19 protein-coding genes are annotated in these 23199 nt (G+C 69.4%); 4 read left to right on the forward strand and 15 right to left on the reverse strand.

The window, feature by feature from the left end:
* Window positions 1-28 precede the first annotated feature (28 nt).
* Window positions 29-742: a transcriptional repressor LexA gene (lexA, locus tag EV380_RS07120; RefSeq protein WP_130450316.1), complete on the forward strand. Its 714-nt coding sequence runs from the start codon at window positions 29-31 to the stop codon at window positions 740-742.
* 72 nt (window positions 743-814) lie between these two features.
* Here lexA and EV380_RS07125 read toward each other — a convergent pair whose 3' ends face one another.
* Together EV380_RS07125 and hflX are read right to left on the reverse strand one after the other, a co-directional pair.
* The gene (locus EV380_RS07125) at window positions 815-2821 is read right to left on the reverse strand and encodes an ATP-dependent DNA helicase (protein ID WP_102158135.1); all 2007 of its coding nucleotides are present in this window, start codon (window positions 2819-2821) and stop codon (window positions 815-817) included.
* Window positions 2814-4427 (reverse strand): GTPase HflX, encoded by a 1614-nt coding sequence (gene hflX / locus EV380_RS07130; RefSeq protein ID WP_102158134.1) that lies wholly within the window; start codon window positions 4425-4427, stop codon window positions 2814-2816. The genes EV380_RS07125 and hflX overlap by 8 nt, the downstream gene beginning before the upstream one ends.
* 329 nt (window positions 4428-4756) lie before the next feature.
* Here hflX and EV380_RS07135 point away from each other — a divergent pair, with 329 nt between their 5' ends.
* Window positions 4757-5368 carry a class I SAM-dependent methyltransferase gene (locus EV380_RS07135; protein ID WP_130450318.1) on the forward strand — a complete coding sequence of 204 codons (612 nt, stop codon included), beginning with the start codon at window positions 4757-4759 and terminating at the stop codon, window positions 5366-5368.
* Here EV380_RS07135 and dapF read toward each other — a convergent pair.
* The 6 genes from dapF to EV380_RS07165 form a co-directional block, all read right to left on the reverse strand.
* A complete protein-coding gene (gene dapF / locus EV380_RS07140; protein ID WP_102158132.1) occupies window positions 5365-6297 on the reverse strand; it encodes a diaminopimelate epimerase in 933 nt (310 codons plus the stop codon). The two genes, EV380_RS07135 and dapF, sit on opposite strands and share 4 nt — an antisense overlap.
* 38 nt (window positions 6298-6335) lie before the next feature.
* Window positions 6336-7271, reverse strand: a complete 936-nt coding sequence (gene miaA / locus EV380_RS07145; protein ID WP_242607529.1) for a tRNA (adenosine(37)-N6)-dimethylallyltransferase MiaA — start codon at window positions 7269-7271, stop codon at window positions 6336-6338.
* A 4-nt stretch (window positions 7272-7275) separates the two neighbouring features.
* Window positions 7276-8802 (reverse strand): tRNA (N6-isopentenyl adenosine(37)-C2)-methylthiotransferase MiaB, encoded by a 1527-nt coding sequence (miaB, locus tag EV380_RS07150; RefSeq protein ID WP_130450320.1) that lies wholly within the window; start codon window positions 8800-8802, stop codon window positions 7276-7278.
* 51 nt (window positions 8803-8853) lie between these two features.
* A complete protein-coding gene (locus EV380_RS16980; RefSeq protein ID WP_130450322.1) occupies window positions 8854-9828 on the reverse strand; it encodes a regulatory protein RecX in 975 nt (324 codons plus the stop codon).
* A gap of 58 nt (window positions 9829-9886) precedes the next feature.
* Window positions 9887-10936 (reverse strand): recombinase RecA, encoded by a 1050-nt coding sequence (gene recA, locus EV380_RS07160; RefSeq protein ID WP_130450324.1) that lies wholly within the window; start codon window positions 10934-10936, stop codon window positions 9887-9889.
* A gap of 207 nt (window positions 10937-11143) precedes the next feature.
* On the reverse strand, window positions 11144-11365 hold the full coding sequence (locus EV380_RS07165; protein WP_130450326.1) for a DUF3046 domain-containing protein: 222 nt from the start codon (window positions 11363-11365) through the stop codon (window positions 11144-11146).
* A 75-nt stretch (window positions 11366-11440) separates the two neighbouring features.
* On the opposite strand from EV380_RS07165, the gene EV380_RS07170 reads away from it, so the two are divergent.
* The gene (locus EV380_RS07170) at window positions 11441-11917 is read left to right on the forward strand and encodes a MarR family winged helix-turn-helix transcriptional regulator (protein ID WP_102158126.1); all 477 of its coding nucleotides are present in this window, start codon (window positions 11441-11443) and stop codon (window positions 11915-11917) included.
* A gap of 61 nt (window positions 11918-11978) precedes the next feature.
* Here EV380_RS07170 and EV380_RS07175 read toward each other — a convergent pair whose 3' ends face one another.
* The 6 genes from EV380_RS07175 to dapA form a co-directional block, all read right to left on the reverse strand.
* On the reverse strand, window positions 11979-12419 hold the full coding sequence (locus tag EV380_RS07175) for a helix-turn-helix domain-containing protein (protein WP_278030540.1): 441 nt from the start codon (window positions 12417-12419) through the stop codon (window positions 11979-11981).
* Between the two features lie 182 nt (window positions 12420-12601).
* Entirely contained in the window at window positions 12602-13099 is a 498-nt protein-coding gene (locus tag EV380_RS07180) for a CinA family protein (protein WP_130450328.1), read from the reverse strand.
* Between the two features lie 5 nt (window positions 13100-13104).
* Window positions 13105-13704 (reverse strand): CDP-diacylglycerol--glycerol-3-phosphate 3-phosphatidyltransferase, encoded by a 600-nt coding sequence (pgsA, locus tag EV380_RS07185; RefSeq protein WP_130450330.1) that lies wholly within the window; start codon window positions 13702-13704, stop codon window positions 13105-13107.
* A 9-nt stretch (window positions 13705-13713) separates the two neighbouring features.
* Window positions 13714-16662: a DNA translocase FtsK gene (locus EV380_RS07190; protein WP_130450332.1), complete on the reverse strand. Its 2949-nt coding sequence runs from the start codon at window positions 16660-16662 to the stop codon at window positions 13714-13716.
* Between the two features lie 72 nt (window positions 16663-16734).
* A complete protein-coding gene (locus tag EV380_RS07195) occupies window positions 16735-18441 on the reverse strand; it encodes a ribonuclease J (RefSeq protein WP_130450334.1) in 1707 nt (568 codons plus the stop codon).
* A gap of 13 nt (window positions 18442-18454) precedes the next feature.
* Entirely contained in the window at window positions 18455-19372 is a 918-nt protein-coding gene (dapA, locus tag EV380_RS07200) for a 4-hydroxy-tetrahydrodipicolinate synthase (RefSeq protein ID WP_102158121.1), read from the reverse strand.
* Window positions 19373-19434: 62 nt separating this feature from the next.
* On the opposite strand from dapA, the gene EV380_RS07205 reads away from it, so the two are divergent.
* Window positions 19435-20643: a heparan-alpha-glucosaminide N-acetyltransferase domain-containing protein gene (locus tag EV380_RS07205; RefSeq protein WP_130450336.1), complete on the forward strand. Its 1209-nt coding sequence runs from the start codon at window positions 19435-19437 to the stop codon at window positions 20641-20643.
* On the opposite strand, the gene EV380_RS07210 is transcribed toward EV380_RS07205, so the two are convergent.
* The gene (locus EV380_RS07210; RefSeq protein ID WP_165391906.1) at window positions 20633-23170 is read right to left on the reverse strand and encodes an excinuclease ABC subunit UvrA; all 2538 of its coding nucleotides are present in this window, start codon (window positions 23168-23170) and stop codon (window positions 20633-20635) included. The genes EV380_RS07205 and EV380_RS07210 overlap by 11 nt on opposite strands.
* Window positions 23171-23199: the final 29 nt, after the last annotated feature.

Here is a 23199-nt window from a genome sequence, read left to right on the forward strand (position 1 = left end):
TCCGAACGGGTAGCAAGGATGTGTGGCCATGGCCTCGAGTGAGTCCCCCAAACCGCGCCGCCAGCGCAAGAGTCTGACGCTGCGCCAGCGCAAGATCCTGGAAATGATCCAGCGGTCGATCGCAGCTCACGGCTACCCGCCGTCGATGCGGGAGATCGGCGACACCGTCGGCCTCGCGAGCCTCTCGAGCGTGACGCATCAACTCATTCAGCTCGAGAAGCTCGGTTACATTCGGCGCGACCCCCGCCGTCCGCGGGCGATGGAAATCCTCAAGCCGCTGACGCTGTCGGATGAGAATGCGCACTCGGCGACAGACGACATGAAGACGGTGAGCGGCCGGCCAGTAGCCGAACTCACGAGCGCCGCCGACACTGCGATGGTCCCGCTCGTCGGCCGCATTGCCGCAGGGGGCCCGATTCTTGCGGACCAGACCGTCGAGGACATGATGCCGCTCCCCCGTCAGCTCGTCGGTCAGGGTGAACTCTTCATGCTCAAGGTCAGCGGCGATTCCATGGTCGAAGCCGCCATCTGCGACGGCGACTTCGTCGTCGTCCGCCAACAAAGCGACGCAGAGAACGGCGACATCGTAGCGGCGCTCCTCGACGACGAGGCGACCGTGAAAACGTTCCGTCAGCGGGACGGGCACACCTGGCTGCTGCCGCAGAACCGGCAGTACGAGCCTATTCTCGGCGACTCGGCCACCGTCATGGGCAAGGTCGTCTCGGTGATGCGTTCAATCTAGAGTCGCCTGCGGCGACGAAAAGAGGAGGGCGCCTACCCCGCGGGGTAGGCGCCCTCCTCTTTTCGTGGCGGATCAGTTGTGCTCGGCGAGGCGCTTGAGCGCCCCGGTGACCGTCGTCTTGTCGACAGTGGGCCACATTGCCGGCAGGGATGCCCGCAAGAATCCGCCGTAGCGCTCGGTTGCGAGTCGCGAGTCCAGAATGGCGACGACACCGCGGTCCGTGGTCGACCGCACTAGCCGTCCCGCGCCCTGCGCGAGCCGCACGGCAGCGTGGCTGGCCGCCACGGACATGAAACCGTTGCCCCCGCGCTGGGCCACGTCCCGGCTGCGCGCCGTCGACAGCGGATCATCGGGCCGCGGAAAGGGGATGCGGTCGATGATGACCAGCCGGCAGGAAGGACCCGGGACATCCACGCCTTGCCACAGGGTCATGGTTCCGAAAAGGCAGGTGTCCGGTTCCTCCGAGAACTGCTCGACCAACGCACTCATGCCCGACTCGCCTTGGCAGAGGATCGTCTCATTCAGCCGCGGCCGCAGGGCCTCGGCCGCATCTTCGGCCGCACGCTTCGAGGAGAACAGCACCAGGGCGCCACCACCGGAGGCGTGGATCAGGTCGGCGATCTCGTCGAGTGCCTCTGCGGAGACCTGCCTTCCCGGCTTGGGCAGGTGCTTGGCGACGTAGAGCATCCCCTGCCTCGGGTAGTCGAACGGGCTGCCGACATCGATTCCCTCCCAGGACGGTGCACCGTCGCCGAGCAGGCCGAGGTCCCCGGCCACGTGCTCGAACGCCGCGCCGATGGCGAGGGTCGCCGAAGTCAGCACGACCGTCCGCCCGTCGAAGAGGCCCTCGCGGAGTTTGCCCGCGACGGAGAGCGGGGCGACGTACAGCGTGGCCGGGGTTGAATCGTCCGGTTGCACGTAGCCCTGACCCGGCACGAAGCTGCCCGGGCGGGACGCCCAGACGACCTCGCGCTGGTCGGTCGACTCCTGGAGCCGGTCGCCCATCTCCACGAGGTAGGACAGCTGCGAGCGTGCCATCTGGCGCGCCCCGTCAACGGGCTCGTTCGGTTCGGGCTTCGAGTCGGACATCGCGACCCGCGCCGCGTCCGCGACCTCCCCGACCGCTACCGCCTGCGCCTCGTTCAGACCCTTGGGCATAAGGCCGGCGGGTACCCCGGTGAGCGCCTTGTCGAGCGCTTTCGCGGCCTGCGTGAGCTGGTCGACGTTCACGCGGCAGTGCTTGCGCGCGGCGCTGGCCGCAGTGAGGACCATGCTGCCCGAAAGATCGCGCGTCACCGATCCGGTCACCCGATCCTGAAGTTCGTGCGCCTCGTCGATGATGACCGTGTCGAAGTCCGGCAAGACAGCGAGCCCCTCGAACGCCGAGACGGCAAGCATCGCGTGGTTGGTGATGACGACGTCGGATTCGGCGGCCCGGGCGCGCGCCATCTCGCTGAAGCACTCTTCGGCCATCGGGCATTTCTGGGCGCCGAGGCAGTCACGGGCGCTGACGGAGACCTGGCGCCACGCCAGGTCGCTGACGCCGGGGCGCAGGTCGTCGCGATCACCCGTCGGCGTTTCCTCGGCCCACTCGCGGACGCGGACGACGTCTCGCCCCAGGGGGGACGTTGGCCCTGATGCCTGCTGCCTCGAGGCACCGTCCTCCGTGAGCGAGAACAGCGCCCCCTCGTCGTCGTCCGGGTAGCCGCCCCCGAGCTTGTACTTGCAGACGTAGTTGCCTCGGCCCTTGGCGATCGCCACGTCCATCGGGCGTGGGAGCTCGTCTGCGAGGTGCTCCAGGAGCCGGGGCACGTCGCGGCTGACGATCTGTGCCTGCAGGGCCAGCGTCGCAGTGGAGACGACAACGGGCTTGTCCGAATTCACCGCGTGGGCCAACGCGGGAATCAAGTAGGCAAGTGACTTGCCGGTGCCCGTCCCGGCCTGCACCAACAGGTGCCGGCCGGTACCGAGCGACTCGGCGACGTGTTTGGCCATCTCCTGCTGCCCGGCCCGGCTGGTCCCGCCCATACGTTTCACGGCCGTGTCGAGCAGGTCGAGGACCTCCCTGACCTCAGGCATCCTGCGGTGTCTCGTCGTCGCCCTCCACCCGGAACTCCTCGAGTTCCGGGCTCAGGGACTCGCGCACCTTCACACGCATGCGCGTGCCGTTCGCGACGTGCTCGGTCGCCAGGATCTCGGCGTCGTTTCCGTGCAACCGGCTGACGACGTCCCCGCGCTGGTACGGCACGAGGATGTCCATCAGCACGTCAGGACGCGGGATGGCCGCAGAGACCAGGTCGACCAGCTCGGCGATCCCGTCCCCAGTGCGGGCGGACACGACAGCAGTGCGCGGCTCGCGCTGGCGCAGGCGTTCGATGACGAACGGATCCGCGGCGTCGGCCTTGTTCAGGACGATGATCTCCGGGATCTCCGTCGCGTCGACGTCTCGCAGGACCTCGCGTACAGCGCGGATCTGCCCCTCTGGGTCGGGGTGCGAGACATCGACCACATGCAGGATCAGATCGGCGTCGGCAACTTCTTCGAGGGTCGACCTGAACGCCTCGACCAGCTGGGTGGGCAGCGAGCGCACAAAGCCGACCGTGTCAGCGATCGTGAACCCGACGCCATCCGGCGTCTCCGCCTTGCGAATCGTCGGGTCCAGAGTCGCAAACAATGCGTTCTCGACGAGCACACCGGCGTTCGTCAGGCGGTTCAACAACGACGACTTGCCCGCGTTCGTATAGCCCGCGATAGCGACGGACGGGACGGTGTTGCGCTTGCGGTTTGCGCGCTTCGCCTCACGCGCTGGTTTCATGGCCGCAATCTCGCGCCGCAGCTTCGACATCCGACTGCGAATGCGACGGCGGTCGAGCTCGATCTTCGTCTCGCCCGGTCCGCGCGAACCGATGCCGCCGCCGGCGGCGCCAACGCGTCCACCGGCCTGACGCGACAGGGACTCACCCCAGCCACGCAGGCGCGGCATCAGGTATTCGAGCTGAGCCAGTTCGACCTGCGCCTTTCCCTCGCGACTCTTGGCATGCTGGGCGAAGATGTCGAGGATCAGCGCCGTGCGGTCGATGACCTTGACCTTGACGATGTCCTCCAGCGCGCGTCGCTGCGACGGGGCCAATTCGGAGTCCACAACGACCGTGTCCGCGCCGGTTGCTGCGACGATGTCGCGCAGCTCTTCCGCCTTGCCGGAGCCCAGAAACGTGCCGGGGTCCGGCTTGAGCCGGCGCTGGATCAGTCCGTCGAGAACCTCGGAACCGGCGGTCTCGGCCAGGGCGGCCAACTCGCGCAGCGAGTTCTCCGCGTCCTCGGCCGTGCCATCACTCCAGATTCCGGCGAGAACGACGCGTTCGAGCCGCAGCTGGCGGTACTCGACCTCGGTGACGTCCTCGAGCTCCGTCGACAGGCCGGAGACCCGTCGCAGCGCTCTACGGTCGGCGAGGTCCTGCTGCTCGCCGTCGTAGGTGCCGTGCTCGATCCCGTCGGAGAGTTCCCGGGCCCGGCCCGTGATGGGCCGTTCGGAATCCGCCGCGGGCGACGTACCGCCCGCCGCCTCCGCTGCGAGGATCCGTTCGATCACGGACTGGATCTCGGCGTCGGCCGCCTGCGCTGCCGGCGTCGTCGCCTCGTCGCGAGAAGAATCGTCACCGGGGTGGTTTTTATGGTGCTGGGTCATAGTTCCTTTGCAAAGACTGGTACCTCAAGGATAGTCGCCCGCGCCCCTCTTTTGGGATGGCAGCGCGCGGCCGCGTTCCGCTCGGCGCGATCAGGCGGCTATGGATGGCGAGAACCTGAGGTGGGATGACTCGACGACGTGACGTCGTCAGGGCTGTGGCTACTGCGGTTCGGCGGACGCGACGGGCCGCAACACGGGCAGGAGCGTGCTGGGGGCGCCGTTTCAGCGCGCGATGCCGCGGGCGCAGTCAGAGAATGATCAGAGTCATAGGGAAAACTCTATCACTTTCGTGATTCGCGCGGTTCGCGGCCAGCGCTTAAGGTTCTTCCATGGGTTCAGAGCATTACTTCAGCGCGCAGCCGGCAACTCCGGAACAGCGCAGGACCATCACGGTCGAGCTCGCGGGCTCCGAGCGCCGAGTCGAAACAGCCGGAGGGATCTTCAGCCCCGACGGCCTCGACAAGGGCACCGCGGTCCTGCTCGCCGGCGTCCCCGCCCCGTCATCTTCAGGGCACCTGCTCGACCTCGGCTGCGGCTGGGGGCCCATCGCCCTGACCTTGGGCCTGGCCTCGCCCGACGCCACCGTCCATGCGGTGGATGTCAATGAACGCTCGATCGCTCTGACCCGGGACAACGCGGCAGCACTGGGGCTGACGAATGTCGTCGCGGGCCGGCCGGAAACCATTGCCGCAGACGTCGCGTTCGACACCATCTGGTCCAACCCGCCGATCCGCATCGGCAAACAGGCCCTGCACGAGCTGCTGCTGACGTGGCTGCCCCGGCTCGCCCCCGGTGGAACCGCGTGGCTCGTCGTCCAGAAGAACCTCGGCGCGGACTCGCTGCTGACCTGGCTCAACCGCGAGCTCCCGGACGACCTCACGACCGTTCGCGAGTCCACCGCCAAGTCATTCCGCGTCCTGAAGGTCCAGCGCGCCGACTAACCGATCCGTCCGTGGGCGACGATCTCCGCCGGGCCCGAGAGTTCGACGTGCTCGACGCCGTCGCCCCGGTCGCTGAAGCGGACGCGAACGACCCCGCCGGGCACCTCGACGTCCCAGGCGTCGGCGGCCACGCCCCCGGCCCAGTGTCGGGTCGCGATGACCGCGGCGCACGCTCCCGTGCCGCAGGACCGGGTCTCGCCCACTCCGCGCTCGTGCACGCGCATCGCGATGCGCCCGATGCCATCCTCGACGAGGGGCTCGGCGGGCACGACGTACTCGACGTTGGTCCCGTTCCCCGGCTTCGGATCCACCGTCGGCACGGTATGCAGCTCGGCTGCCGCCAGCTCCTGGCGCTGCTGGAGCGCGACCACCGTATGCGGGTTGCCCATGTCTACGCTCAGTGCGGGCCGGGCCGCGTCGATGCCGGGCGTCTCGACGAGCGAATCGAGCGCCCGCTCCTCGGCTTGGTCTGGGAAGGTGAAGCGCCACGCGCCCATATCGACGGCGTAGCCGTTCTCGGAGACGGTGACCCGTTTAAGCCCCCCGCGGGTGCCGATGGCGAGGCTCTCCCCTGCGTCGAGGGCCACGAGCCCCTGGTCGATGAGGAAGTGAACGAACACGCGGACCCCGTTGCCGCACATTTCCGCGATGGATCCGTCGCCGTTGCGGTAGTCCATGAACCACTCGGCCTCCGGGTGGGCGGTGTGCAGTTCTTCGGCGCCGTCGACGTCGCGCGTGCGCACGGCGCGAATCAAGCCGTCGCCGCCGATCCCGTGGTGGCGATCGCACAGGGCGGCGACCTGCTCAGCCGAGATCGCGTACTCGCCCGCGGGGTCGGCAATCAGAACGAAGTCGTTCCCCGTCCCGTGCCCTTTGGCGAACGGTACGGCGAGGAGGGTGGTGAGTGCGTCCACTGGGTGAGTGCTCATGGTTTAACCCTAACCGTGGGTCCGTTGGATTTGTTCCGTCACGCGCGGCCGGCCATGCCACGCACGACGACGTCGCCCGCCTGGGCCCCGATCTCGGTATCGAGCGCATCGAGCCACGTCACCCGGGGGTCCGCCCCGAACCACGTGATCTGGCGGCGGGCGAATTTCCGTGTCGCGACGATCGTGCGTTCGATCGCCGCGGATTCGTCGCAGTGACCATCGAGAACGTCGAGGTACTCGCGATAGCCGATAGCCCGCGAGGCGGTCCGCCCCTCGCGCAGCCCCTCGTCCGCGAGCCGACGGACCTCGGCGAGCAGGCCGGCCTCCGACATCGTCGCGACACGTGCGCGCAGACGCTCGTGCAGTCGGCTGCGCTCCATGTTCAGGCCGATCTGAACCGCGTCCGTGACGTACTCGCGGCGCGGCATGAAGGAGCTGAAGGGCCGGCCGGTCAGCTCGAAGACCTCCAGCGCGCGCACGATGCGGCGCTCGTCGCCGAGGCGTTCCGCTGAGGCAGGGTCGACCTGCGCCAGCCGGGCCTTGAGCGGAGCGAGCCCGCTGGCAGCCTCGTGCTCGAGCCGTGCCCGGACCGCGGTGTCGGTGGGCGGGAAATCGAGCCGATCGAGGGCCGCCCGGACGTAGAGCCCCGACCCCCCGACCAGAATGGGCAGCCGGCCTCGCCCACGGATCGCATCGACGGCGTCGCGGGCTTGCCGCTGGAACGTGGCCACCGCGGCCTCCTGGCGCAGGTCGAGAATGTCGAGCAGGTGGTGCGGGACGCCGCGGCGTTCCGCGAGTGGCATCTTGGCGGTGCCGATGTCCATTCCCCGGTAGAACTGCAGGGCGTCGGCGTTGACGATCTCCCCGTCGAACCGCTCCGCCAGCGATACGGCGAGGTCCGACTTCCCGGTCCCGGTCGGTCCGACGACGGCGATCACGGGCAGCTGCCCGCCCGGCACGGGGTGTCCGGGCACGGTGCTAGGACCGTACACCGATGGACGGCATGCCCAGGCTGACTCCCCGGCCGCCCGCTGCAGCCGGCTGGGCGGGCACACCGCAGGATTCCGCCTGCGAGCGGTCCCACGCGTCACCGGCACGCGTCCGGCGCAGGGCGTAGGATTCGACGCCGGCCGGGTCGGCCAGCAGGTGGAACGGGGCCGCCGCGGTCACCGGCACCGTGACGACGTCGCCCGGCCGGGGCGTCTGACCGCCCTCCGGGACGGAGAAGTGCACGAGCCGCTGGTCCTCGGCCCGCCCGGAGAGCCGGCCGGTTTCTTCGGACTTGCGTCCGGACCCGGCCGTCACCATGACGTGCACCTGGCGTCCGACCTGCTTGCGGTTTTCCTCCGCGCTGATCCGGTCCTGCAGCGCGACAAGCCGCTCGTAGCGCTCCTGCACCACCGCTTTGGGCAGCTGGTCGGCCAGTTCGGCCGCGGGCGTGCCCGGGCGCTTGGAATACTGGAAGGTGAAGGCGCTGGAGAAGCGCGAAGCCTCGACGACGTCGAGCGTGGCTTGGAAGTCCTCCTCGGTCTCGCCGGGGAAGCCGACGATGATGTCCGTGGTGATGGCGGCGTGCGGGATCCGCTCGCGGACCTTGTCGAGGATTCCGAGGAACTTCTTGGAGCGGTAGGACCGGCGCATGTCCTTGAGCACCTTGTCGGATCCGGACTGCAGCGGCATGTGCAGCTGCGGCATGGCGTTGGGGGTCTCCGCCATCGCGTCGATGACGTCGTCGGTGAAAGCCGCGGGGTGCGGACTGGTGAACCGGACGCGTTCGAGCCCGTCGATCTCGCCGCACGCGCGCAACAGCTTCCCGAAGGCGAACCGGTCGCCGAACTCGACACCGTAGGAGTTCACGTTCTGCCCGAGCAACGTCACCTCGATCGCCCCGTCGTCGACGAGCGCCTGCACCTCGGCGAGGATGTCGCCTGGGCGGCGGTCACGCTCCTTGCCGCGCAGGGCCGGGACGATGCAGAACGTGCACGTGTTGTTGCAGCCGACCGAGATGGAGACCCATCCGGCGTACACGTTGTCGCGCTTCGTCGGGAGGGTCGAGGGAAACACGTCGAGGGACTCGAGGATCTCGAGCTGGGCCTCGTTGTTGTGCCTGGCCCGCTCGAGCAGCGTGGGCAGCGAGCCGACGTTGTGGGTGCCGAAGACGACGTCGACCCAGGGCGCCTTCGCGAGGATCGTCTCGCGGTCCTTCTGGGCGAGGCAGCCGCCGACCGCGATCTGCATATCGGGGCGTTTCTCCTTGATGGGGGCCAGGATCCCGAGGTTTCCGTAGAGCTTGTTGTCCGCGTTCTCGCGGACCGCGCACGTGTTGAAGACGACCACGTCCGCCGTGCTCGTCTCGGGCCCCGATTTGGTCAGGCCGGCCGCTTCGAGCAGTCCGGAGAGACGCTCGGAGTCGTGCACGTTCATCTGGCAGCCGAACGTGCGCACCTCGTAGGTACGGTCGTCGGCTGCGGGCGCTGGCTGAGGCTGGGGGGTTGTCAAACTCACCTCCCTAGGGTATCGAATCCTGGCAAATCGCCGTCCCCGCCGGAGCCAAGATCACTCCTCGCGGGCCTCGCGGATGGCCTCGTTGACGACGCCGAACGCGACGCCGCCGCCGTAGCCCTTCCGTGCGAGCATCGAGACCAGCCGCCGGATGACTTTGTCGCGCTGGAGCCGGTCGTTCAAGTCCGCCGAGCCCTGACTGCGCAATTTCTTGTCGACCAGTTCGCGAGCGGCTCGGCGCTCGTCGTCCTCGGTAACCTGCTCGAGGGCCTCCACGATGAACTCGTCGTCGATACCCTTCTGCACCAGCTCGCGGCGTAGCGCCGACGCGGCCAGACGTCGGGTCCCGGCCCGGCTCCGGACCCACATGAGCGCGAATTCGCGGTCGTTGATCAGGCCGAGTTCCTCGAAGCGGTCCAAGACCTGCCCGGCAACGGCATCGGGAATCTCCCGTTCCGCGAGCTTGTCAGCGAGTTGCTGACGGCTCTTGGCCGAGCCCGTGAGCTGGCGCAGGATGATGGCCCGGGCTTCCTCCTCGGGGTGCGCGGGCGGGCCAGCCTCCCGGGGTTCCTTCCGGTTCCTGCCCGAGGGCCGCTTCCGGCGTCCGGACGACTCGTCCGCACCGGATTCCAGGTATTCGCCCGGGTCTTCGTCGGGGACGGTCTCCGGTGTGGCGGCGTCCGCCTCGAACGGTACGGCAGCACGAGTCGAAGCGCGTTCCGGACCGGAGGAGCGCGGGCGGTCCTCCGTCGCGACCGGCCCGGGTGTGGCCGCCACGATGTCCTGCGCCCAGTCCGGCGGCGGCCCGGCGGAAGCGAGCCACGCTTCCGCGTCGGGCGTCAGCGCCGACGGGGCGTCGCCCGAGCGACGTCGCTGTGGCGGGGCTGCGTCGGTGCCGCGGCGCGCCCCGGAGGCGGCGCGCGGTTTTCTACGCGAGCCGTCCCGGCTCGACTTTCCTCGACCCGCCGCCGCGCCGGTGCCGTCGCCGGCGTCCGTCAGACCGGCCCAGTCATCTGCTCTGTTCACCATGCCTCGGATTCAGCAACGGCGCCCCCTTGAGGGCGCCGCCGCGTTCGTCGTTCGGTTCCTAGCCGTCGTCCCCGACGGCCCGCAGGGTGGCCCCGTCTTCTTCCTCCGTGACGGGATCCACACCGAGCTTCTCGCGGAGGCGACGCTCGATTTCGTTGGCGAGGTCCGGGTTATCGCGCAGGAAGCGCCGGGCGTTCTCCTTGCCCTGGCCGAGCTGGTCGCCGTCGTAGGTGAACCAGGCGCCGGACTTCTTCACGAGACCGTGCTCGACACCCATGTCGATGAGTCCGCCCTCGCGGGAGATGCCGATGCCGTAGAGGATGTCGAATTCGGCCTGCTTGAACGGCGGCGCCATCTTGTTCTTGACAATCTTGGCGCGGGTGCGGTTGCCGACCGGGTTCGTGCCTTCCTTGAGCGTCTCGATGCGGCGGACGTCGATGCGGACGGACGCGTAGAACTTCAGCGCCTTGCCGCCGGTCGTGGTCTCCGGGCTGCCGAAGAAGACGCCGATCTTCTCACGCAGCTGGTTGATGAAGATCGCAGTCGTCTTCGTCTGCGAAAGACGACCGGTGATCTTGCGCAATGCCTGGCTCATCAGGCGGGCCTGCAGGCCGACGTGGCTGTCACCCATCTCACCCTCGATTTCCGCACGCGGCACGAGCGCGGCCACGGAGTCGATGACGATGACGTCGAGCGAGCCGGAGCCCACCAGCATGTCCATGATCTCCAGCGCCTGCTCTCCGGTGTCCGGCTGGGAGACCAGCAGGGCGTCGGTGTCGACGCCCAGCTTCTTGGCGTACTCGGGGTCGAGCGCGTGCTCGGCATCGATGAACGCAGCGATTCCGCCATTGCGCTGGGCGCTGGCGACGGCGTGCAGCGCGACCGTCGTCTTACCGGAGGACTCCGGGCCGTAGATCTCGACGACGCGGCCGCGTGGCAGCCCGCCGATACCGAGGGCTATGTCGAGAGCGATCGAGCTCGTCGAGATCGTCTCGATCGGCGCACGCGTGTCGTCACCGAGACGCATGACGGATCCCTTGCCGTACTGCTTGTCGATCTGCGCGAGCGCCGTTTCCAGAGCCTTCTCGCGGTCCATTGGTGCAGCCATGTTTCACCTCTAAGTCGTAGTGGCCGCGTGCGGCCTGTCGTCCGTTCGAGTTCACGCTATGGCCCGGCTCCCGCATTTTGGGTTGCCAAGCGGTGATTGTGGATCAGGACAACACATGTGGATGGGAAGTTGCCTGTCGCCCACTCTACCCGAGTACGAACAGATCTTCGAACTCGAACTCGGCGTGTCCGGTCGAAATTCGAACGACTACGCCCGCGGCTTGATATCCCGGCCCAGCCGACGCGCTTCCGGGACGTCCTGGGCCTCGCAGATCGACAACCAGACCCGTTTCGGGCGTTCGCCCGCGGCCAGGGCGCTGCTGGCCGTCCGCCCACCGAGATCCGTCAGGACCAGGTCATCGGCCAGCACGTGGGCGTAGCCGGACCCGAATTCGTCTTCCATCAGCCGCCAGAAGTCACTCAATCGCACGCGCTCATTCTGCCACGGCTGCCCCGGCGGGACGCGAACCGGCCTCGCGCGCGCCGAAGCGCCTAGGATGTTTTCATGACTCCATCCCCCGAGAACGCCGACGACGACCGCGAACAGGCGATCATCGACATGGAGGAACAGCTGAGCCTGCTCTTCCGCCGCTCCCGAGCCATCGGCAACCGGGTCGCGCGCCGGGTCCACCCCGAGATGGAGCCCGGGGCCTACGGGCTCCTCCGCGCGTTGCAGCGCCACGGCTCACTGCGCCTGACCGACCTGGCCGCGGAGATCGGCGTCGGCAAGCCGACCGTGAGCCGGCAGGTGGCAATGCTCGAACGACTCGGTGTCGTGGAGAAGCAGTCCGACCCCACCGACGGCCGCGCACAGACGCTGACACTCACGCCCAACGGCGCGGATCAGCTCAGGGAGGCGCAGCTCGCCCGGCGCCAGGTGTTCCACGGGCTGCTCGGCGACTGGGACGACGCGGACCTGACCCGGCTGGCGGGCCTGCTCGGACGCCTCAACGAGGCCTACCAGCGCGACGAGACGCTGTAGACCCCCGCACGCACGACGCCCCTCCCACCTCATGGCGGGAGGGGCGTCGTGGTTTAAGTCGTCAGTGCTGGTTTGCGACGGGCTGGCTGGAGTCGCCCGGCCGCCACTCGGCGGCCAGTGCGCGGCCGTATTCGTGCGTCAGTTCGCTGGGGACGGTGTCAGGCACGCCGACGCCTTCGGCGAGGGCGACTCGGTCGCTGACCTCGCGCAACATCAGGGACAACGGAACGTCGAGCGCCGTGCAGATCGAGGAGAGGAGCTCGGATGACGCTTCCTTCTGACCGCGTTCGACCTCGGAAAGGTATCCGAGCGAGACGCGCGCGTTGTGCGACACCTCGCGCAGGGTGCGCCCCTGGCGCTGGCGAACGTCACGCAGGACTTCGCCGATCTCGTGGCGTAGGACAACCATTGTGCGCTCCTTGTGGTCTCGACGTTCATCATCTGCCGTGCCCACGTCCCGCCAACGGACGACGCCGTTGATGGTGACGGGTTGCTTGACCATGGGTATAGCCGTTCTCCTTAGTCCAATTCACCGCCGATGATCGACGGAGAAAACCGGGGCTTCTGCTTCCGAAAGCCCTACATGTTATCCAACGGGCCATCGTGCCGTTTTGTTCCCGGTCCCCTTCACCCTATCCAGAGTGAGGCACAAGTCACCACTCTTCGAGCGAAGTTGTGGAAAAACTAGGAAACACCGGGCCACTCGCCGGCTCCGCGCAGGGCGAGTGCGACGGCGGCCAGCGCCGCCTCGCACGCGGCACGGCGGATCTCGCCCCGAGTCCCGTGAAAATCGAGTTCGTCCACTCCCGCGCCCCACGGGCTCTCCCAGGCGACATATACTCGCCCGACCGGCTGGCCATCGTGCGGGTCGGGACCCGCGACACCCGTCGTCGACACGCCGATCGTCGCCCCACAGGCGCGCCGAGCTCCGGTCGCCATCGCCCGTGCCACGTCCGGATCGACGCTGCCCCGGGCGTCGAGCAGGGCCGGGTCCACGCCCAGCAGAGACGCCTTGACGTCACTGTGGTAGGACACGATGCCCCCGCGCAGCACTGCGGAAGCGCCGGGCGCGTCCGCGATGGCTGCGGCGACGAGTCCCGCCGTCAGCGATTCGGCGGTCGCGATGGTCACACCGTGCGCAGTAGCGGCCGCGACGACGGCCGCCGGGCTCAGGTGATCCATGATGGCTACGCCTGCCGTCCCTGCGTGCGCAGGCGGACCGCGTCGACGATGTAGACGATGCCCGTGTACAAGGTCAGCGCCACGGCGAACCACATGACTACGAGCGCGACGGCGTTCAGCCAGCCGATGGTCGCGACGATCGGCAGCAGCAGCAGGAAGATGCCGAGCGCCTGGGTGACGGTCTTGAGCTTGCCGCCCTTCGACGCCGGCATGACGCCGTAGCGGATGACGACGAACCGCATCAGAGTGATCCCCCATTCGCGGACGAGGATGATGCCCGTGGCCCACCACGAGAGTTCGCCGTAGAGGGAGAACAACACCAGCGCGGCGCCGGTCAGCAGCTTGTCAGCGATCGGATCCGCGATCTTGCCGAAGTCGGTGATGAGCCCGCGGCTCCGCGCGATGTCGCCGTCGAGTTTGTCCGTGTACATCGCGAGCGCGAACACCGCGACAGCGGCCCAGCGCCAGCCCCCGTACTGCGGCTCGCCACCCTCCACGTCGAGCACGTACAGCCAGACGAAGAACGGGACCATGACGATCCGCAACGTCGTCAGGACGTTGGCAATGTTCAGCGTGGGGACCGGTTTGTCTTCAGGACTAGTCACGCCTCAAGGCTACCTGCCCGTCAGGTGCCACGCGTCGTCGGATCCGTTGTCGTCGTCGCCATCGTAGTAGTCGACGGCTTCGGGAAGCGCGGCCTCCTGGTCGGCCAGTACGTCATTGGAGTACTCCTGAGCGCTGCCGTATTCCTGCTGCGGCTGCTCGTGGTTGGCCTTCGCGTTTTCGACGAGCGCAGCCTGGGTCGGCGTGGCCTCCGCAGTCGCCGCCGACCCCTCGCCCTTCATCGCGGCGAGCACCTGGGGCAGGTCGTCCGGCTTGACGAGGACGTCGCGGGCCTTGGAACCCTCGGAGGCGCCGACGACGCCGCGCGACTCGAGCAGGTCCATGAGCCGCCCCGCCTTCGCGAAACCGACGCGGAGCTTGCGCTGCAACATCGACGTCGAACCGAACTGGGTTGTGACGACCAGCTCGGTGGCCTGCAGCAGGACCTCCAGGTCGTCTCCGATGTCCTCGTCGATCTGCTTCTTCGGGGCCTCGACGGCGACGTCCTCGCGGTAGACCGCCGAGAGCTGGCCCTTGACGTGTTCGACGACGCGGTGAATCTCGGACTCCGTCACCCACGCGCCCTGGACGCGCATCGGCTTCGAAGCGCCCATGGGCAGGAAGAGCGCGTCACCCTGGCCGAGCAGCTTCTCGGCGCCCGGCTGGTCGAGCACGACGCGGGAGTCCGTGACGGAGCTCGTCGCGAACGCCATCCGCGAGGGGACATTCGCCTTGATCAGGCCCGTCACGACGTCAACCGACGGACGCTGTGTCGCGAGCACGAGGTGGATACCGGCGGCGCGGGCGAGCTGGGTGATGCGCACGATCGAGTCCTCGACGTCGCGCGGGGCGACCATCATGAGGTCGGCGAGCTCGTCGACGATCACCAACAGGTACGGGTACGGCTTCAGCACGCGCTGGCTCCCGGCCGGCGGCGTCACCTTGCCGGCGCGAACCGCCTTGTTGAAGTCGTCGATGTGCTTGAACCCGAAGTTCGCCAGGTCGTCATAGCGGGTGTCCATCTCCTTCACAACCCATTGCAGGGCCTCGGCGGCCTTCTTCGGGCTGGTGATGATAGGCGTGATCAGGTGCGGCACACCCTCGTAGGCGGTGAGCTCCACGCGCTTCGGGTCGACCATGACCATGCGCACCTCGTCGGGCGTGGCGCGCATGAGGATCGACGTGATCATGGAGTTCACGAACGACGACTTACCCGCGCCCGTCGCGCCGGCGACGAGCATGTGCGGCATCTTCGCCAGGTTGGCGACGACGAATCCGCCCTCGACGTCCTTGCCGACGCCCATGACCATCGGGTGCTCCGTCTTGCGCGCCGCGTTGGAGCGCAGGACGTCGCCGAGGACCACGACCTCCTTGTCGGCGTTCGGGATCTCGATGCCGATCGCGCTCTTTCCCGGGATGGGCGAGAGGATGCGCACGTCGGAAGACGCGACCGCGTAGGAGATGTTCTTGGACAGGGCCGTGACCTTCTCCACCTTGGTGCCCGGCGAGAGCTCGATCTCATACCGCGTCACCGTCGGGCCGCGGCTGAACCCGGTCACCTGGGCGTCGACCTTGAACTGCTGCATCGTCTGCGTCAGGGCGGCGACGACGGCGTCGTTCGCCTCCGAACGGTCCTTCGACGGCGGCCCGGCCGGCAGGTAGTCCGACTGCGGCAGCGTGTAGGTCACGTCGCCGGCCAGTTGCAGTTGCTCGGTGCGCTGCGGGATGGGCGGCAGGGGCGCGCCCGCGCGCGGCAACACCTGCGTAGCGTTCGGGCCGGCGGCGCCGTCGTGCTCCGCCATCGCCTCCTGCAGGGCCGCGGCGTCGAGCGCCTCGGTCACGGGTTCGACGCCGCTCGCGGCGGACGGGGCGGACGGGGTCTCGCCGAGGCCGACCCGCTCCTTGACCCGGGCCATGGCCTTCTCGGCGGCCGTCGGCCGGCGCACGCCGGGAGGTACGGCCGGTTCCTCGTCGTCTGGCGTTCCAGCACCCGCGTGGTAGTCCTCGGCCGGGTCGATGGGGGCGGTCCGCTCGAGGCTGCGCGTCTTCTCGGCTTCGGCGATGACCGCGCTCTCGTACGCCCCGTCGGTGACGTGCCCACCGGCGTCGTGGGCGTCGTCGTCCTTCTTCTTGCTGAAAAGGCTCTTCCGCGGCCGGCGAGGCTTCTTCTTGTCTTCCTCGTAGAGGTAGGACTGGTCGTGATCGCTGCGCGGGCCGGCATAGGTGTCGTCGTCCTGGCCCAGCAGCCAGCGATAGCCGGTCCGGATGCGCGTGGGGATGCGTTTGAGCGGGGTCGCCGTCGTGATCATGAGCGAAAGCATCACGAGCAGCACCATGACAACCAGGGCGCCCCATCGCGAGACGAGGCCCGCCAACGGCGAGGTGAGCAGGAAACCGAGGATGCCGCCGCCGGCCCAGAGCTGCTCGACGGCGTCCGCCACCGTGGGGATTCCGGCGATCGTGTGGGCGAGCCCGGCGCCGCCTGCGATGCCGACGGCGAAACCGATGCCGACACGGTTGTTCACGGCGTCCTGTTCCGGGTAGCGGAAGAGGCGGAACGCGCCGATCAGGAGCAGCAGCGGGAGCAGCACACCCATGTAGCCGATCGAGCCGGCGACGACGTTGTGGACCACGGTGCCGTACCAGCCGACGTCGCGCAGGCCCCACCACTCGACAGAGGCGACCACGAGGGCGACGACGACGAGGAAGAGCCCGGTGCCGTCGCGGCGATCCTCCATCTCCGGGCGAACCTTGCTGCCGATCTGGCGGAAAGCTCCGCCGACCACTCGGCCGATGCCCATCCACGCGCCGCGGACAGCGCGCAGGGGCCACGCCAGGTCGTGCTCGGGCGCGGCGGGAGCGGGCTTCGTCGACTTCTTGCTGCCGTTCGCGGAGGTATTGCGAGCGGGCGTGCGCTTAGTCGACGAACCAGTCCGGGTGGATGAAGTACGGGTCGCCATAAGGCCCACCGTACCGCGTCAGGCCCGTCCCGGCCCGGATTTACACGGCGTCCGGGCGCCGGAACACGGGCCTCAGACCTCGAGGACGACGGGCACGATCATCGGTCGGCGGCGCAGCCTGCGGCCCACCCACGAGCCGATCACGCGGCGGACGACCTGCTGGAGCTGATGCGTCGTGTGCGTCGGATTGTTCCGGACCGCCTCCTCGAGGGCGGCGGCGATCTTGGGCTTGATGTCTTCGAAGACGTCGTCGTCCTCGGCGACGCCGCGGACGTGGATGTCGGGGCCGGAGACAATGGTCCCGTCCTGGCGGTTGACCACGGAGATCACCGAGACGAAGCCCTCCTCCCCCAGCATGCGGCGGTCCTTGAGGTCGTCGTCGGTCACGAGCCCCACCTGCGAGCCGTCGACGTAGACGTACCCGCACTCGACCCGGCCGACCTGCTCGGCGATGCCGTCGCGCAGGTCGACGACGGCGCCGTCCTCGGTGAGCAGCACGCGTTCGGCGGGAACGCCGGTCTGTTCGGCGAGGAGACCGTTGGCGATGAGGTGCCGGGTCTCGCCGTGGACCGGCATGACGTTCTTGGGCCGGACGATGTTGTAGCAGTAGAGCAGTTCGCCGGCCGATGCGTGGCCGGAGACGTGCACGCGGGCGTTGCCCTTGTGGACGACCTCCGCCCCGAGCCGCATGAGCCCGTTGATGACGCGGAAGACGGCGTTCTCGTTGCCCGGGATCAGGGACGAGGCCAGGACCACCATGTCGCCCGGGCCGACGCGGACGGCATGCTCGCCGTTGGCCATGCGCGAGAGCGCGGCCATCGGTTCCCCTTGGGAGCCCGTGGACATGAGCACGAGCCGGTCCTCGGGCACGTCGGCGATCCGTTTGAGGTCCACGAGGATGCCCTCGGGCACGTCGAGGTAGCCCAGCTTCGCGGCGATACCCATGTTCCGCACCATCGACCGCCCGACGAACGCGACCTTGCGACCGTGCGCGGCAGCGGCGTCGAGCACCTGCTGCACGCGGTGGACGTGGGAGGAGAACGAGGCGACGATGATGCGCTTCTTGGCCGAGGCGAAGTACCGGTCGAGCACGGGCCCGATTTCCTTCTCGGCGGTCGTGAAGCCCGGGACGTCGGCGTTGGTCGAGTCCGAGAGGAACAGGTCCACGCCCTCCTCGCCGAGCCGCGCGAAGGCCCGCAGGTCCGTGATGCGCCCGTCCAGCGGCAGCTGGTCCATCTTGAAATCGCCCGTGTGCAGGACCGTCCCGGCACTCGTGCGGAGGAAGACCGCGAGCGCGTCCGGGATCGAGTGGTTGACCGCCACAAACTCGCAGTCGAAGGGGCCGAACGATGCGTTCTGCCCCTCGGCGACGACGTGCGCATTCGGTGTGATCCGGTGCTCGGCCAGCTTGGCCTCCACGAACGCGAGCGTCAGCCGGGACCCGATGACCGGGATGTCGTGCCGCAGGCGCAGCAGATACGGCACGGCCCCGATGTGGTCCTCGTGGCCGTGGGTCAGCACGAGGCCGACGACGTCGTCGAGCCGCTCGCGGATGTACGAAAAGTCCGGCAGGATCAGGTCGACGCCCGGCTGCGACTCCTCGGGGAAGAGCACACCGCAGTCGACGATGAGCAGCTTGCCGTCGAGCTCGAAGACCGTCATGTTGCGGCCGATCTCGCCGATGCCGCCGAGCGGAACAACGCGCAGGGTCCCGGCCGCGAGTGCGGGCGGTTCATTCGTGCGCGCCTCGTCGGCGAGGGCTGCTGGGAATTCGCTCATGCGGGTCGTCCTTCTAGAGATCCCAGCCGGCCTCCGCGAGGTCCGCCCGGATCGGGGCGAGCTCCTCTTCCGACGCCGCGACGAGCGGCAGACGGACGGTCGGGTCCGGCAGGACGCCCTGCCAGTGCAGGATGGTCTTGGCCGCGACGACTCCCTGGACGTGCGTCATGACCGCCCGCTGCAGCGGGTCGATCTCGAAGTGCTTGGCGCGTGCGGTCTCGAGGTCGCCGGCGTGCATCGCGTCGACGAGTTCGCGGAACGTGCGGGTCGCGATGTGGGCCGTCACGGACACGACGCCGACGGCGCCGGCCGCCATGAGGGGCATCGTCAGGCCGTCGTCGCCCGAGTAGACGTGCAGGTCCGTGTTGGCGAGCACGCGGGTGGTCTCCTGGTAGTCCGCCTTGGCGTCCTTGAGAGCGACGATGTTGGGGTGCGCGGCCAGCTCGATGAGCGTCTCGGTCGCGATGGCGATACCGGCGCGCCCCGGGATGTCGTAGACCATGACGGGCAGGTCCACCGAGTCGGCGATCGTCTCGATGTGCTTGCGTACACCGGCCTGGCTCGGCTTGTTGTAGTAGGGGGCGGTCACGAGGATGCCGTCGACGCCGAGCTTCGCGGCCTCGGCCGTCAGGTGCAGCGAGTGGCGGGTGTCGTTCGTCGTCGAACCGGCGAAGACCTTGGCGCGGTCACCGACGGCGTCGACGACGCACTTGAACATGCCCAGGTTCTCTTCGTCCGTCAGGGTGGACGTCTCGCCGGTCGTGCCGGTGACGAGCAGTGCGTCGCAGCCGTCGTCGACGAGCTTGTTGGCGAGGGCGGCCGCCGCGGCGTAGTCGACCTCGCCCTCGGCGGTGAACGGAGTCACCATGGCGACCGACAGCGTGCCGAACGGGTAATCGTACGTGGGCGTGTTCGCGACGTTCTCAGACATGCCTCTTACGTTACAGGCTGGCCGCCCGCGTCGTCGCCCCGGCACACCCTAGGCTGGTGCCCATGAGTCTTCTGCGCCGCACCGGCAAACCCCGCATCGCCGGGGTCGACGCGGCCCGCGGCCTCGCGCTGCTGGGCATGATGGCCACCCACATCGTGCCGCTCGCCGCGCAGGATGCTACCGGGGGTTACGCGCCCACGTGGGCGGCCGAATGGTTCGCGGGCCGCGCCTCCGCGCTCTTCGCGATACTGGCAGGCGTCGGTCTGGCCCTCGCGACCGGCGGTGCGCGCGCCACGGGCTCGCTGGCCGGCGCCCGCCGCGCCGTCGTCGTCCGAGCGGTGATCGTGGCCGGGATCGGCCTCGCGTGCGGCATGCTCGACACGAACGTCGCCGTCATCCTCACCCACTACGGCCTGCTCTTCCTGGCGGCCGTCCCGTTCCTGGGGGCCCGGCCGCGCACGCTCGCCGCATGGGCGGCGGGCTGGCTCGTGCTCTCCCCGATCGTGTTGTACGCGGCGGTGCCGTTCCTCGCCGCCCGCATCTCCCCGTACGACGTCGGCGGCTCGCCCGTCTTCACCGATCTCGCCCGCCCGGCCACTCTGGCCGCGGACCTGCTCGCGACCGGCTACTACCCCGTGATCGTCTGGGTGGGTTTCCTGCTCGTGGGCCTCTGGGCCGGGCGGCTGGACTTGTCGCGACCGCCGCTCGCGCTCGCGCTGGCCGTCGGCGGCGCGGGACTCGCCGTCGCTGCCGAAGCGGCCAGCCGGTGGCTGCTGGCGCTCCCGGGCGCCGCGTCCGCGCTCACCGCGGCGGCCGGGCTCGACGACGCCCGGTTCGCGCTCGCTCTGGAGACGGGCTACTACTTCGGGCCCGTCGTCGAGTCGCCGTGGTGGTTCGCCCTCGCCGCGCCGCACACCTCGGCCCCGCTGGACGTCCTGCACGTCAGCGGCGCCGCGCTCGCGACGCTCGGCACCTGCCAGTTGGCGGCCCTGGGCCTGACCGCCCTGCTCGGCCGCTACGGCGAGGCGCTGCTGTGGCCGTTGGCGGGCGCGGGGTCGATCACGCTGACCCTGTACGTGGCGCATCTGATCGCCCTCAACGTGTTCAGCGACGTCACCACTGCGATGCCCCGGCTCGAGCTCTACACGTGGTTCGCGGCGGGGTGCCTGCTCGCCGGCGTCGCGGTGCGCTTCTTCGGCGTCCGCGGCCCGCTCGAGGCGCTCGTGCACCGTGCCGCGTCGGGAGCCGGGCGGCTCGGGGTCAAGGCGTAGGCACCCCGGTGTTCGCCCGGAGCCGGCGCGCCAGGTAGGGTGCCGTCCGGCTCGCGGCGGCTTCCGCGACGGCGCACGGCGGCCCCGCCGCGACGATCGTGCCGCCCGCGTCGCCGCCGGCCGGGCCGAGGTCGATGACCCAGTCTGCGACGGCGACAACGTCCATGTCGTGCTCGACCACGACGACGGTGTCTCCGCCGTCGACGAGCCGGTGCAACTGCGCCATGAGCACCTCGACGTCGGCCGGGTGCAGGCCCGTGGTGGGCTCGTCCAGGACGTAGAGCGTGCGGCCCCGGCGCACGCGCTGCAACTCGCTGGCGAGCTTGATGCGCTGCGCTTCCCCACCCGAGAGCTCGGTGGCGGGCTGACCGAGCCGGAGGTAGCCGAGCCCGACCTGGCGCAGGGTCCGCAGGCTGCGCGCGGCGGCGGGGATGTCGGCCAGGAAATCGGCGGCGTCATCCACGGAGAGGCTGAGGACGTCGGCGATGCTGCGGCCGCGGTAGGCGACCTCGAGCGTCTCGGGTTCGAACCGCGAGCCCCCGCAGTCGGGGCACGGGCCGTAGCTGCCCGGCAGGAAGACGAGTTCGACGGCGACGAAGCCCTCCCCCTGGCACGTCTCGCAGCGCCCGCCGGCGACGTTGAAGGAGAACCGGCCCGGCCCGAACCCGCGCGCGACGGCGTCGGGCAGCGCCGCGAACTCCTTCCGGACGGCGTCGAACAGGCCGGTGTAGGTAGCTAGGTTGGACCGCGGCGTGCGCCCGATGGGCTTCTGGTCCACGGTCACGACCCGGTCCAGCTGCTCCCCGCCACTGACCCGCGCTCCCCCGCGGGAGACCGCCTCCTGCCCCGGGGCGTGCATGTGGTCCCCGACGACGCCGGCGAGCACATCGCCGACCAGAGTCGACTTACCGGACCCGGACACGCCCGTCACGGCGGTCAGCACGCCGAGCGGGAAGGAGACGTCGAGATCGCGCAGGTTGTGGCGCGTGATGCCCGCGAGCCCGAGCCAGCCGCGCGGTTCCCGGCGCCGGACGTCGTCGTGCCCGGCCGATGCCTTCGCCCCCGGGAACAGGAACGGGCGTGTCGCCGAGGCGGTCACCTCCGCGAGACCGGCGACGGGCCCGCTGTAGAGCACCCGGCCGCCCGCCTGCCCCGCGTCGGGTCCGACGTCCACGACCCAGTCTGCGGCGCGGACGATGTCGAGGTTGTGTTCGACGACGAAGACCGAGTTCCCGGAGGACTTCAGCTCGCCCAGGAGCGCGAGCAGCGGCTCGGCGTCGGCCGGGTGCAGGCCGGCCGAGGGCTCGTCCAGCACGTAGACGACGCCGAAGAGCCCGGAGCGCAGCTGCGTGGCGATGCGCAGCCGCTGCAGCTCCCCGGGCGAGAGCGTGGTGGTGCCCCGGCCCAGCCCCAGGTAGCCCAGGCCCAGCTCCAGCAGCACGTCGACCCGTGAACAGAGGTCCCGCGTGATGGCGACGGCGACCTCGTTGGCCTCACCCGAGCTGTGCCGCCGCGTCGCCGACTCGGGATCGGTCAGCTCGGTCGTGGGCCGCAGGACGGCGGCCAGGTCGGTCAGCGGCAGCGCGCCGAGCTGGGCGATGTTTCGCCCCGCGAAGGTCACGGCCAGCGCCGCGCGGGTGAGCCCGGTGCCGTCGCAGCCCGGGCAGGGACCGGTCCGCATGAACGACAGGGCACGTTTGCGCGCGGGCTCGCTCTTGGACTCGGCCAGAACGCGCAGGATGTGGCTGCGGGCGCTGATGAACGTGCCTTTGTAGGGCCGCGCGTTGTGTTCGCGCAGGGGGACGACGTCGACGACGGGCCGTTCCTCGGTGAGCAGGATCCACGTCCGATCGCCCTCCGGCAGCTCCCGCCAGGGCGCGTCGACGTCGTAACCCAGGTGGATCAGCATGTCCCGCAGGCTCTTGCCCTGCCACGCGCCCGGCCAGGCGGCGATCGCGCCGTCCCGGATGCTCAGGGAATCGTCGGGCACGAGCGCTTCCACATCCACGGTGTGCGCCTCGCCCAGGCCGTGGCACGCGGGGCAGGCCCCGGCCGCGGTGTTGGGCGAGAACAGGTCCGAGTCCAGCGGCTCGGCGCCCTCGGGGTAGGTTCCGGCGCGCGAGAGGAGCATGCGCAGCGAGTTGGACAGCGCAGTGACGGTTCCGACCGTCGACCGTGCCGTCGCCGTCGACCGGCGCTGCTGCAGGGCGACGGCCGGGGGCAGCCCGCCGATGTGCTCGACCTTGGGGTTGTGCCCCTGCTGGATGAGCCGCCGCGCATACGGGGCGACGGATTCGAAGTAGCGGCGCTGGGCCTCGGCGTAGATCGTCCCGAAGGCCAGCGAGGACTTGCCCGATCCCGAGACTCCGGTGAACGCGACGACCGCGTCGCGCGGCACGTCGACATCGACGTCGTTCAGGTTGTTCTCCCGGGCGCCGCGGACGCGGACGAACCCGTCGCTCGGCGCCTCGGGGATGCCCGCCGGCGTCGCGCCGGGGCGGACGCGGGGGTGCTGCTCGCTCTGCATCGGCCAGACTCTACCAGCGGCCCCGGCGG

Source organism: Zhihengliuella halotolerans (genome assembly GCF_004217565.1).
Classification (GTDB): Bacteria; Actinomycetota; Actinomycetes; order Actinomycetales; family Micrococcaceae; genus Zhihengliuella; species Zhihengliuella halotolerans.

Bases quoted from the DNA above. Each gene is read 5' to 3' on its own strand.
- EV380_RS07210 (WP_165391906.1), bottom strand. From the start codon at position 23,170: ATGCAGAGCGAGCAGCACCCCCGCGTCCGCCCCGGCGCGACGCCGGCG.
- hflX (WP_102158134.1), bottom strand. From the start codon at position 4,427: ATGACCCAGCACCATAAAAACCACCCCGGTGACGATTCTTCTCGCGAC.
- lexA (WP_130450316.1), top strand. From the start codon at position 29: ATGGCCTCGAGTGAGTCCCCCAAACCGCGCCGCCAGCGCAAGAGTCTG.
- EV380_RS16980 (WP_130450322.1), bottom strand. From the start codon at position 9,828: ATGGTGAACAGAGCAGATGACTGGGCCGGTCTGACGGACGCCGGCGAC.
- recA (WP_130450324.1), bottom strand. From the start codon at position 10,936: ATGGCTGCACCAATGGACCGCGAGAAGGCTCTGGAAACGGCGCTCGCG.
- EV380_RS07135 (WP_130450318.1), top strand. From the start codon at position 4,757: ATGGGTTCAGAGCATTACTTCAGCGCGCAGCCGGCAACTCCGGAACAG.
- EV380_RS07190 (WP_130450332.1), bottom strand. From the start codon at position 16,662: ATGGCGACCCGTACTTCATCCACCCGGACTGGTTCGTCGACTAAGCGC.
- dapA (WP_102158121.1), bottom strand. From the start codon at position 19,372: ATGTCTGAGAACGTCGCGAACACGCCCACGTACGATTACCCGTTCGGC.
- EV380_RS07180 (WP_130450328.1), bottom strand. From the start codon at position 13,099: ATGGATCACCTGAGCCCGGCGGCCGTCGTCGCGGCCGCTACTGCGCAC.
- dapF (WP_102158132.1), bottom strand. From the start codon at position 6,297: ATGAGCACTCACCCAGTGGACGCACTCACCACCCTCCTCGCCGTACCG.
- EV380_RS07125 (WP_102158135.1), bottom strand. From the start codon at position 2,821: ATGCCTGAGGTCAGGGAGGTCCTCGACCTGCTCGACACGGCCGTGAAA.
- EV380_RS07205 (WP_130450336.1), top strand. From the start codon at position 19,435: ATGAGTCTTCTGCGCCGCACCGGCAAACCCCGCATCGCCGGGGTCGAC.
- EV380_RS07195 (WP_130450334.1), bottom strand. From the start codon at position 18,441: ATGAGCGAATTCCCAGCAGCCCTCGCCGACGAGGCGCGCACGAATGAA.
- EV380_RS07170 (WP_102158126.1), top strand. From the start codon at position 11,441: ATGACTCCATCCCCCGAGAACGCCGACGACGACCGCGAACAGGCGATC.
- EV380_RS07175 (WP_278030540.1), bottom strand. From the start codon at position 12,419: ATGGTCAAGCAACCCGTCACCATCAACGGCGTCGTCCGTTGGCGGGAC.